This is a genomic window from Saprospiraceae bacterium (genome assembly GCA_016717265.1).
Classification (GTDB): Bacteria; Bacteroidota; Bacteroidia; order Chitinophagales; family Saprospiraceae; genus Vicinibacter.
Genome location: JADKFX010000001.1, coordinates 4,037,435 through 4,050,247, shown reverse-complemented (window position 1 = coordinate 4,050,247; position 12,813 = coordinate 4,037,435). Strand labels below are relative to the sequence as shown.

At 36.2% G+C, this 12,813-nt stretch carries 4 protein-coding genes; all 4 read right to left on the bottom strand.

Annotated elements, in window-relative coordinates; translation table 11 throughout:
• Nucleotides 1-79: 79 nt before the first annotated feature.
• The gene (locus tag IPO86_15720; protein MBK9729555.1) at nt 80-3,115 is read right to left on the bottom strand and encodes a CHAT domain-containing protein; all 3,036 of its coding nucleotides are present in this window, start codon (nt 3,113-3,115) and stop codon (nt 80-82) included.
• Between the two features lie 252 nt (nt 3,116-3,367).
• On the bottom strand, nt 3,368-6,235 hold the full coding sequence (locus tag IPO86_15715) for a CHAT domain-containing protein (GenBank protein ID MBK9729554.1): 2,868 nt from the start codon (nt 6,233-6,235) through the stop codon (nt 3,368-3,370).
• A gap of 30 nt (nt 6,236-6,265) precedes the next feature.
• On the bottom strand, nt 6,266-9,244 hold the full coding sequence (locus IPO86_15710; GenBank protein ID MBK9729553.1) for a CHAT domain-containing protein: 2,979 nt from the start codon (nt 9,242-9,244) through the stop codon (nt 6,266-6,268).
• A gap of 335 nt (nt 9,245-9,579) precedes the next feature.
• On the bottom strand, nt 9,580-12,597 hold the full coding sequence (locus IPO86_15705; GenBank protein MBK9729552.1) for a CHAT domain-containing protein: 3,018 nt from the start codon (nt 12,595-12,597) through the stop codon (nt 9,580-9,582).
• Nucleotides 12,598-12,813 lie beyond the last annotated feature (216 nt).

Sequence of the window (12,813 nt, the reverse complement as noted above, 5' to 3'; positions counted from 1 at the left end):
GAACGAGAATGAGAACGAGAGCGAGAATGAGAACGAGAAGAATATAGAGCGGGAATATTGAGTGAGAATGATAAAGGGTTTATTCCACCAATACAAACCCTGCCCACTGATAAGGATCCAATCCTATTTCACGTAATTCTTTTTGCGCCGCATGAAATGCCTCCGGAATCGACATCTTATTCCCGCCTTTGTCGGGACCTTCGGCCTCCAGCCATTTTTTGTAAAAAGTGGTCATCAACAATGAAGTTTGTTTATCGGGTACTTGCCACAAGCTCATGATAAGATATTTTGCACCCGCTATTTTAAATGCACGTTGTAATCCGTAAACACCTTCATTGCCTTGGATATCACCAAGTCCTGTTTCGCATGCAGATAAAACAACTAACTCTGTATTGGATAAATTCATTTGTGAAATTTCGTATGCGGTAAGGATTCCATCTTCTCTTCCCTCCAAAGTTTGCTTCCCTTGCCAAGCAACATTACCTCCAGCCATTATAAGTCCTGAACGTAGCATCGGATGATCAGAGATTGTAAAAACATTTTCATTTTGATTATTGACTTGTGATTCTTGACTATTATTTTTGGTATCCGAGAAAAAATATCCATGTGTTGCTATATGTAATATTCGAGGAGATGGATTATTATTTACACCGATATTTTTAAAAGATTCTTCTATTGCAAAGTAGCCTTTTTTTAAGGTGGTATGGATACCGGAAGTCTGCATGATTTTTTCGATGGAATTCACTTCACGCTCTGTTCCTGCTAAGTAATTCCAGATGCCGCCCCGCAGCGTTGAATCAACTGACTTGAAAGACAACTGCCCTCTCGATCGGGAAGCATAAATTGGTTCGCTGATAACCGATAAAGAATCTTGGTCAAATTGAATTCCACCAAATAATACTGCTTCATTGTTTACATTTTTCAGTTGAGTTGGAACAACCAATTGTCGGGTACTATTCAATTCAGTCAATTGATATTTATCTGCTAGTGTTTCTGTTTCAGATATAGGAATCGCATCCAGATTGATTCGATGCAATAATCCAGTTGGAGAAAAATAGATTGTTTTAATTCCTGTTAATTCTTTCTCCAAAGGCTTCCATAAAATTTCATACAAGGATTTTTTAGTTGCTTCAATAGCTATTGCCCCTCGGTCAGTAAGCGTGTATAATGAATTGACATAATCTGCTTTGCGTTCTGATTTTGAATGTAACAAAGAGTCCAATGATTTTTCTTCGAAAAGAGGAATGAAGTTGGGTTGTTTTGATCCTGACTTTAAAACTAAGGCCGCATACATTACGCTATCTGTCCTGCTAGGAAAATTAACTTTAAATGAAACAAACTCTATGGCTGCTTCGTCAATTTTTAAAGTGGACAGGACCTCTTCCCATTTTACTTGGCGCTTTACTTCAGTATAGCCTACCAGTGAACGGGCGAGTTCTTTTTCAGCGGTATTGGCTTTTTCTTCCAACTCAGATACACCCTTTCTATCAGAGGCTGGTTTACTATATTCAATGGAAAGCCTACGCCGATAAGCTTTAAGGCGATTGTGAATTTCTTCAGTTTCTGGAGTAGTTAAAGCTAATATGCTCAACCGATTGACAGCCTGGAGCAGAAACCCTTTATGGAATAAAGATTGATCATACAATAAGGAAGGTATCACCCCTGGGTTGACAGACGATTCGGCTCTTGAACGCTTTAACATATAGGATCCGATCTTGTACATATTTTTTTCGTACAAGCTAATATAATTACCCAATTCTTGTTCAGAGAGAAAGGAAGCGGATTTGATCATTTTGGAATAATTCATTTCAGATGAATAGTGTAAAAGTTTTTCCGCTTTCTCAGTTTCTCCCATATTCTCATAAAGCTCTGCTAATAAACTTAAGTTATTTAAATAATCCGCATGTTCATCACCCAATACTTTTTTTTGAATGGCTTTGCATTGTAGGAAAAGGGATTCTGCCTTTTCATATTTTCCTATATGGTTGTAAAAAATGGCAAGATTATTAACTGTGGTGGCATAGAATGGATGTTCTTTTCCTAAGACTTTTTCCAAAATATTCATCGCTTCTAATAAATGATTTTCGGATTTATCAAAACTACCCATTTCAAAATAAAGGGCAGATAAATTAATGAGACTATTGGCATAATCAGAATGTAACTTTCCCCATAATTTTTCACGGATCGCCATGCCTTCCAGAAAAAATTGGTTGGCTTTAGCATAATTACCTTTTTTATGATTCACTAATCCAAGATTGTTGAGGCAATCCGCATAATTATGATGCTCTTTTCCCAATATTTTTTTCAATATGTCTAACGCTTCAATATATAGCATTTCCGCTTTATCGTAATTAGCCATTTCCAGATACAGAGCAGCCAAATTGTTTAAACTCATGGCATAGTCAGGATGCTCTTTTCCTAATACTTTTTCTCTTATAGATTTTGTTTCCAGATAAAGCGGCTCCGCTTTTTCATATTCCCCCATTCGAAAATACAAAACTGCAAGATTATTTAAATTTAATGCATAATCAGGATGTTCCTTGCCCAATACTTCTTCCCGGATATTTTTAGCCTCGAGTAAATATGCTTCGGATTGAATGTAGTTTCCCAGAAGAGAATTAATATTGGATAAATTGGTCAAGCTTGCAGCATAATCAGGGTGTCTTTTTCCTAATACCCTTTCCCGGATACCTTTAGATTCCAGATAGAGTGTTTCAGCTAATGAATACTTGCCTGATTCATAGTAAAGAACAGCCAGGTTATTAATACAATTGGCATAACTGCGATTTTCATGACCCAAGGTTTTTTCCCAAATTTCTTTTGCTTTGAGGTACCATTTTTCAGATTCAGCATAGTTCCTGCTTACATTATAATGCACTCTTGCTCGATTAAAACAGATGCTTCCATAAGCCGAAGATTCTTTTCCGAGTTTTTCTAAGACGATTTTCTCTGCAAGATCGTTTATCTGCATTGCATTTTGATAATCTCTCATTGCAGTGTAGTTCCTAGAAACTAAAATTAGACTGTCTACCTTTTTGATTGAAATTGAATCAACATTCTGTGATAAGACAGCGGATATATAACATTGCACTGAAAATATTAGCCAGTATTTCATTCCGTTTCTATTAGGGACCAAGCAAATTAAGAATAATTCTGAACTTTTTATCAATGAAAAGAAACTTCTATTCTTTTTAGGAAATTAGTAAATAAAAATAGGCTATCAACGCAAAAACAGACTCAAATAAAAGAAATTTGATCAGCATAGAGAATGTTGAAATTATACCAATTTATTATTTATTCCTCCAGCATTAACCCCAGCTGAAAGGAAAAGCGAGAATATAGAGCGAGAACGATAAAGAAAAAGTGATTACTCCACCAACACAAACCCCGCCCAATTGTAAGGGTCCAATCCATTGTCACGCAATTCCTTTTGTGCTGCATGAAATGCATTCGGAATAGTCATTTTTTCACTCAACCATTTTTTATAAAATGTGGTCATCAATAAAGATGTTTGTTTATCTGGCACTTGCCACAAACTCATGATCAGATATTTTACTCCTGCGATTTTGAATGCGCGTTGCAAACCGTAAACACCTTCGTTGCCTTTTATGTCACCTAATCCGGTTTCACATGCCGACAAAACAACTAATTCTGTATTCGATAAATTCATCTGGGATATCTCGTACGCAGTTAGAATGCCATCTTCTCTTCCTTCCAGTGTTTGTTTGCCTTGCCAGGCTGCATTGCCTCCGGCCATGATTAATCCGGAACGAAGCATGGGGTGATCTGAAATTTTGAATACAGATTCCTGCTCTCCGTTTAAACTTGATTTTTGAGCAGTGCTTTTTGGATCCGGAAAGAAGTAACCATGTGTAGCGAAGTGTAATATCCTAGGAGAAGCAGAATTATTTGCACCGATATTTTTGAAGGATTCCTCCGTAGCTTGGTAGCCTTTTTTCAAGCTAACATTCACTCCTGAAGTCTGCATGATTTTTTCAATGGAGTTGACTTCACGCTCAGTGCCTGCAAGGTAATTCCATGTGCCACCTCTAAGTGTTGAATCCATTGACTTAAAAGTTAATTCTCCTCGGGATCTTGATGCAAGTAATGGTTCATTAATTTGCAATATACTGTCTTGTTCAAATTGAATACCACCAAATAGAACGGCATCATTATTGGAAATTTTTACTTGAGTCGGAATGACCAACTGTCGGGTACTGTTGAGTGCTATTAAATTGTATCGGTCTGCTAAGGTCTCTGTCTCAGAAACAGGAATGGCATCGAGGTTGATTCGATGCAATAATCCAGTTGGTGAAAAATAAATGGTTTTAATACCTGATAACTCTTTCTCCAAAGGCTGCCATAAAATTTCATACAAGGATTTTTTAGTTGCTTCAATAGCTATTGCCCCTCGGTCAGCAAGTGTGTATAATGAATTGACATAATCCGCTTTGCGGTCTGATTTGGAATGTAGTAATGAGTCCAGTGATTTTTCTTCGAAAAGCAGAATGAAGATGGGCTGTTGGGCTTCTGGTAAAAGTAAGAGGGCGGCGTACATTGTGCTATCATTCTGCTTTATTTCGGCAAACCCGTAGTGGACGAACTCGACTGCCGCCTCACCAGCCGCCAGATTGCGCTGTACTTCCTGCCAATTGACCTGCCGCATGGCATCGCCGAAGCCTGCTACAGTGCGGGCGAGGTCTTTTTCGAGGGTGTTGGATTTTTCTTCCAAATCGGCGACTTTTCCGCTGTCACGTTCGGCAATGGGCAGAGCATATTGGGCAGCGAGGAGGCGTTCGTAAGACTTCAATAGGTTGAATTTTTCGGTGGTCGTGGCGTCGGTGTGCGCCAGGTTTTTAATTTGGTTGGCGGCATTGAGCAAGAAACCTTTATAAAAAAGGCTGTTGTCGTAACAGATAGCCCTTGCCTTCGTCCCTGCAGTTTGATGCATAAAGGATAGCGCCCGGCTTTGACTTGTGGCAAAATTGTTCATGTACTTTTTCAGTTCACTCTCCGAGAGGTGGTGCAAGGCTTTTTCCAGTAGCTTTTGATTTACTGAGGATAATTCAAGGTAAAGGGGTTCTGCTTTTTCATAGTTGCCCATGTCCTTAAACAAATGCGCCAGGTTACTCAGGCTCCTCGCATAGTCGGGATGCTCCTTGCCGAAGCTTTTTTCATAGATGGCTTTGGATTCGAGGTAGAGGGGTTCGGCTTTTTCGTAGTTTCCCATGATTGAGTACAAATTTGTAAGGTTATTCAGGCTCCTTGCATAGTCTGGATGCTCCTTGCCGAAGGCTTTTTCGCAGATGGCTTTGTTTTCTAGGTAGAGGGGTTCGGCCTTTGCGTAGTTGCCCATGGTCCTGTATAAAATCGCAAGGTTATTCAGGCTTCTTGCATATTCGGGATGCTCCTTGCCAAGGGCTTTTTCCCAAATAGCTTTGGCTTCAAGGAAGAATGGTTCAGCTTTTTGGTAGTTGCCCATGTCCGAGTACAAAATTGCCAAGTTATTAAGACTCCCCGCATAGTCTGGATGGTCCTTGCCGATAGCTTTTTCCCGGATGGCTTTGGATTCGAGGTAGAGGGGTTCGGCTTTTTCATAGTTGCTCATTTCCATGTACATAGCAGCCAGGTTGCTCAGGCTTTGGGCATAGTCGCGATGCTCCTTGCCGAGGGCTTTTTCCCGGATGGCTTTGGCTTCAAGGAAGGGGGGTTCGGCTTTTTCATAGTTGCCCATTTCCTTGTAACAAACCGCCATGTTGTTTAAAATCATTGCATAGTCGGGATGCACCTTGCCGACGGTTTTTTCCGAGATAGCTTTGGCTTCAAGGTAGAGGGGTTCGGCTTTTTGGTAGTTGCCTATGTCTTTGTACAAAAGCGCAAGGTTGTTCAGGCTCCAAACATAGTCGGGATGCTCCTTGCCGATAGCTTTTTCCCGGATGGCTTTGGCTTCAAGATACCATATTTCAGCTTCGGGATGGTCTTTTTTTAAATAATTCACTCTGCCCCTATTGAAGGCACAACTGCCATACGCCGCCGACTCACGCCCCAGTTTTTCGAGGGCGATTTTTTCGGCAGCGGCATTCACTTCGAGGGCTTTGTCGAAGTTCCGCTGCCCTGTAAGGGTGCGGGAAACCTTGATGAGGCTGTCCACTTGTTTAATGACCATCGAATCAACCGTCTGCGCTGTAATGGTTGATAAACAAAAGGTCATTAAAAAAAACAATAAATATTTCATGAAATTTTATTTTCAGTTCTTGTAATTCATTTACTTCACTAATACAAATCCAGCCCACTGATACGGATCCAATCCGATGTTACGTAATTCCTTTTGTGCTGCATGAAAGGCATCTGGTATCGTCATTTTATTCTCCAGCCATTTTTTGTAAAATGTGGTCATCAATAAACTTGTTTGTTTGTCAGGAACTTGCCACAAAGACATGATGAGATATTTTGCTCCAGCGATTTTAAATGCACGTTGTAAGCCGTACACTCCTTCGTTCCCTTGGATATCTCCAAGTCCGGTTTCGCAAGCCGAGAGCACTACTAGTTCGGTATTTGATAAATTCATTTGGCTAATTTCATAGGCAGTTAGGATTCCATCTTCTCTTCCTTCTAGTGTTTGTTTTCCTTGCCAAGTTGCATTTCCTCCAGCCATTATAAGTCCTGAACGTAGCATCGGATGATCAGAGATTGTAAAAACATTTTCATTTTGATTCTTGACTTGTGATTCTTGACTATTATTTTTGGTATCTGGGAAAAAATATCCATGCGTTGCGATGTGTAATATTCGAGGAGATGAATTATTATTTGCTCCTAAATTTTTAAAAGATTCTTCTGTTGCAGCGTATCCTTTTTTTAAATTCACTTTTAAACCGGAAGTTTCCATTATCTTCTCAATAGAATTCACTTCGCGTTCTGTTCCTGCCAGATAATTCCAGGAGCCACCTCTTAAAGTGGAATCTACAGACGAAAAGGATAATTCTCCTCTCGACCGAGATGCAATTAAAGGTTCATTATTTTGGACAATACTATCTTGTTCAAATTGAATGCCGCCATACAAAACAGCTTCGTTGTTTACATTTTTTATTTGTGTTGGAATTACTAACTGACGGGTACTGTTTAATTCAATCAAATTATACCTGTCTGCCAAGGTCTCTGTTTCAGAAACAGGAATGGCGTCCAGATTTAACCGATGTAACAAACCACTTGGTGAGAAATATATGGTTTTTATGCCATCTAGATTTTTTTCAATAGGTTTCCAAAGTATTTCATATAATGATTTTTTTGGATTCTCAACTGCAATGGCACCGCGATCTGACAAAGTATACAATCCATTTACATAATCTGCTTTGCGTTCGGATTTGGAATGCAATAAAGAGTCCAGGGATTTTTCTTCGAAGAGCGGGATACATAAGGTTTGTTTGGAATCTGATCGAAGTAATATTGCACCATATTGATTCTCTTTTGATTTTATTAAATCAGGTGTTGGGAATGAAATAAATTCTATACAAATTTCATCTTTTTTTAATGCAGTTTGAATCATTGTCCAGGAAACATTTTCAAATATTTTCCGATAACCAGCAATTCGAATGGAAAGCTCTTTTTCTGTGCGATTTTCCATTTCCTCTAATTCGTTGACATTCTTTCGATTTAAAAATGGTTTTGCATACTCAATGGCTAATCTACGTCTGTATGCTTTTAAACGAAGATTGATTTCTTCTGCTTCAGGAGATATTTTAGTCATACTGTTTAATTGAGAAGCAGACGAAAGTATAAAGCCTTTGTAAAAAAGTGCATTGTCAAAACACAGGTTATTTAGAATTCCTGTCTTCTCTTGATTTAGATGGCGTGTCAACAAAAAATAATTTATACTGTTCATCCTTTTTTCAAAAGTAGAAACATATTTAAGGAGTTCTCGTTCAGACAAAAAAGTAATTCCTTTTGCTAGTTTTTTCTGATCTTGATTAATCAAATCAGCCAATAAAGGTTCTGATTTTGAAAATTGCTTATTTTTTTCGTAAAATTGAGCCAAATTAAATTGGTTCCCTAAGTATTCCAGGCTATTTTTTCCTAATGTTTTCTCCCATATAGAGTTTGTTTCAATGTAAGCCGATTCAACTTTTTTATAAGACCAGCTATCGCTTTTCATTTGCACAAGATTCGCCAAAGTCTCTGCATAATCTGGATGTTCTTTCCCCAGAAGCTTTTCTTTAATGGATAAAGATTCCATAAAAAGAACTTCTGCTTTTACAGTGTCACCAGAATCCCAATAAAATCTACCCAAATTATTCAGACAGGAAGCATATAATGGGTGTTCTTTTCCAAGAAATTTCTCCCAAATATCTCTAGCTTCCGGTAAAAATGCTTCCACCTTTTCGGAATTGGCTATCTCTATATACAAAACAGACAAGTTATTTAGAATTTCTGCATAATTTGGATGAGCTTTACCTAAGGTCTTTTCGATGATTGATTTACATTCAATGAATAATTGTTCGGCTTTTTCAAAATTACCTAATTTCAAATATAAAAGCGCCAAATTTGCTAAACCATTAGCATAATCTATATGCACTTTTCCTAAGGCTTTAGATCTGATGTCAATGGTTTGAATAAAATAAGGCTCAGCATTTTCATATTTTCCTAATAAAAGATATAAGACAGCAAGATTATTTAGCCCTTTAGCATACGAAAGTGGGTCCTTTTCTAGATTTTTTTCCTTAAGTTTAAGCGCTTCTATAAAAAGTGGTTCAGCTTTTTCATAAATTCCCATATCCTGATACAATATTCCAAGATTATTCAGGCTCTGACTATAATCACGATGATTTTTCCCTAGATTAATTTCACGAATATTTTTTGCTTCTAATAGAAAAGGTTCTGCCCGTTCAAATTCTCCTTTCTCTAAATAGAGGATACCCAGGTTATTAACAGCCAATGCATACTCCGTATCGTGCTTGCCTAGAATTTCTTCTAAAATTAATTTTGATTCCAGAGCCCATTTTTCAGCCTCAATATATTCCGCTTTTCTGCTGACAATTCTTGCATGGTTATTGCAACACTTTGCATAAGCAATGGATTTCCTACCTAAGTATTTTAATGAGATTTTCTCTGCTTCACCAATTATTTGAAGGGCATTTTCGTGTTCATTTTTACTCAATAGCTTACGGGAAATTAAAATGAGACTATCCACTTGTTTAATTACTATAGAATCTGTTGATTGTCCAGATAATTCAGCGGATATTAAAAGCATTAAAATCCTATATATATATATCATGTTACTAACTTCAATCCTAAAAGTAAGAAAATATTTCAATTTAATTTATCAGGAAACCTTGAAAATTAATTAGAATAGTATCAGACCAAGCCTATGAGTGATATTAAATTTTTGACTTTTTTAAAGATTTAAGAGAATTTCTTAAAAAGTTTATAATTATTTGCCAAGGGACTATGCTATCTTTTGTTTCTAACTCAAGCAGCATAATTTTGTCCAATATAGGAAGACCTTTGTATAATGTTTGAGTGGAATACTTATTTTGAAAATACAAACCCAATCCTGCATGGTTATCATTATATTTTTGGGTTTAATTATTCAACCAACACAAACCCCGCCCAATTGTAAGGATCCAAACCATTGTCGCGCAATTCTTTTTGAGCAGCATGAAATGCATCCGGAATCGTCATTTTTTTCCCGCCTTTGGCGGGACCTTCGGCTTCTAGCCATTTCTTATAAAAAGTGGTCATCAACAATGAGGTTTGCTTGTCGGGTACTTGCCACAAACTCATGATCAAATATTTTGCTCCTGCAATTTTAAAGGCACGTTGCAATCCATACACGCCTTCATTTCCTTGAATGTCTCCTAATCCGGTTTCGCAAGCCGAGAGCACTACTAGTTCAGTATTTGATAAATTCATTTGGCTAATTTCATAGGCAGTTAATATTCCATCTTCTCTGCCTTCTGGTGGTTGTATTCCTTGCCAGGCTGCATTTCCTCCTGCCATGATTAATCCTGAACGTAACATCGGATGATCAGAGATTGTAAAAACATTTTCTTTTTGACTATTAATTTCTGACTTTTGACTACTTTTTATTAGATCTTCAAAAAAGTATCCATGGGTTGCAATATGTAAAATTCTTGGAGATGGATTATTATTTAAACCAATATTTTTAAATGATTCTTCTGTTGCATTAAATCCTTTTATTAGCGTTGTGTTAATTCCTGACTTTTGAATTATTTTTTCCAAAGCATTCACTTCCCGTTCTGTTCCTGGTAAATATTCCCAGAAATTGATAAATTTTTCAATTGATGCAACTGTTTGATCTGAATTTTTTGTTGCGCTCTTAGCTGCATCTTCTTTGAATTGAATATTTGAGCTGTCTTCTTCAAAGTTAATTCCACCAAATAGAATAGCAGAATTATTTTTAAAATTTATATTTGTTGGCGACAATAGTTGTCTTGTACTACCTAATGCAATTAAATGAAATGAATCTGAGATTGTTGCAGCTTCATTTATTGGAATTGCATCAAGATTAATTCTGTGAAGTAAGCCGGATGAGGAATAAAATATAGTTTTTATGCCGACAAGTTCTTTTTCTAGAGGTTTCCAAATTAGATCTGCAAGATTATTTTTGTGTTGAATTTGTGTTTTTATGCCGCGTTCAGAAATTGAGTATAAAGAATTTACGTATTCTGATCTGCGGCCATTGTTTGTATGCAACAAAGAGTCCAGGGTTTTTTGTTCAAATAATTGAATAAAGATGGGTTCTGGAAGATCCTTTTTTAAAATTAGCGCTGCATAAGTTGTTTTGTTCGTAGGTAATGGATCTACAAGATTAAAATGAATAAATTCAACAGCAGCTTCATTAGGTTTTAAATGATTTAATATGTCCTGGTAAACAATATCTTTTTGTGGTTCATGTAAACCAAGAAGCTTTCTTGCCAGCTCTTTTTCTAAAGTATTTACATTTTCTTCAAGCAATTTTATTTTATCAAAGGATCTTATGGCTATCGGCAACGAAAGTTCTTTTCCAAGATCTTGATGGTATTTTTTAAGTTCGTTATAAATATTTAAATGAATTGTGTCAAGGCTAACTAATCTACTAAGGTTAGCCGTAGCATTTAATAAATAGCCTTTATAAAAAAGGAGGTTATTATAACAAAGGCTATTCAGTTGTTTCGTAAGATTATTAAATGAAAACAATCGATCTAGAGTTCTTGTAAATCCATTTATATATTGGGCTAGTTCATTTTCAGAAAGATGCCGCGACGCTCCAAAAACAAGTTTTTTCTCAATATTAACAGATTCAATAAATTTTTCTACCAGCTCTTTGTTGTTATTGATTAGCCAATAGTGTATAATTAAATTATTTAAACCAAGCAGGTAGTCTGGGTGTTCGTTTCCAAATATATTTTCTAAAACTTCTTTTGCTTTAATAATATAGGGTTCTGCGACTTTAGGTTTATTTTGAACACTATAGAAACTCCCAAGATTATTTAAGCTCCATGCATATTCAGGATGTTCCACTCCTAAAACAGTTTCTCTGATTTTTAATGCTTCTAAATATAATTTTTCAGCTTTATCATAAGTATGTTTGGCCATGTACATATTGGCCATGTTATCTAATGTTGTGGCGTATTCTGGATTTTCAATTCCGATGGTATTCTTGAGTATTTCAATTGATTTTAAAAAAAAACTTTCTGCTTTTTCATATTGTTCCATTTCGGTACATATTACGGCAATATTGATCATGCAGTTAGCAGTGCCAAAGTTATTTTCTCCTACTGTATTAATATTAATTAAAAGTGCTTCCTGATAATATTTTAGTGCTTTTTCTTTTAAGCCCATGGCAGAATATAAATTTCCAAGACAATTTATACTTTCTGCACATTTTGGATTATTTCTACCAAACGAATTCTCGCGAATTGATAATGCTTCAGAATAAAGTAATTCTGCCTGATTGAAGTTGCCAATATCAAAATATACATTGGCTAAATTATTTAATGTTAATGCATAATGAACATGTTTAGTGCCTAAAGATGTTGCATAAATTTGTTGGGCTTCTTGAAATTGTAATATCGCTTTTTCATACGCTCCGGTATATTGAGAAATGCCGGCTAGATTATTTAAAACTCTGGCATAATCGGGATGGAGTTTTCCTAATTTTTTTTCGCGAATAGCTAAAGCTTTTTCATACATAGGTTTGGCTTTGTCGACCTGAGCTAAATCGGCATAGATACCTGCAAGTGAGTTTAAGGTATTAGCAAATTCAAGACTTTGTTGTTCTTGAAATTGAGTTTGAATTTCCAAAGTGGATTGATACCATTTTTCAGCATTTGGGTAATCACCTGCTTCTTCAAAATAATTTCCAAATTTATAGCAAACCAATCCGTATTGGAAAGAATTTGTGCCGAACGAATCTGAGCATATTGTTTTTGCAAGTGAAAGTTTTTTAAATGCAAGATCTAAATTACGAGTTTCAATTAAAGCCTGTGATTCAAGTAATAGACTATCTATTTTCTTCGAAATTTTCGTGGTATCTTTTATTTGAGAGAAACCAAATAGTGGAATTAATATAAGCAGACAAATGGATTTGATTTTTATCATTTTACTTGATTCAATTCCCAAATGTAGTAAACTAATTTGTACAATTTGTAAGCCAGAATAGATAGGCTAAAAATTTGCATAGTACATTGTTTTATTTGAATTTTCGAAGGATACAAATTTAAATTGGAGGCTAATTTGCAGAAAGTGATTGCTCCTATATTTATCAAAATGCGCAATTCTACAATCTAATCAAAAAAAGTGATCGTGATTAGGAAT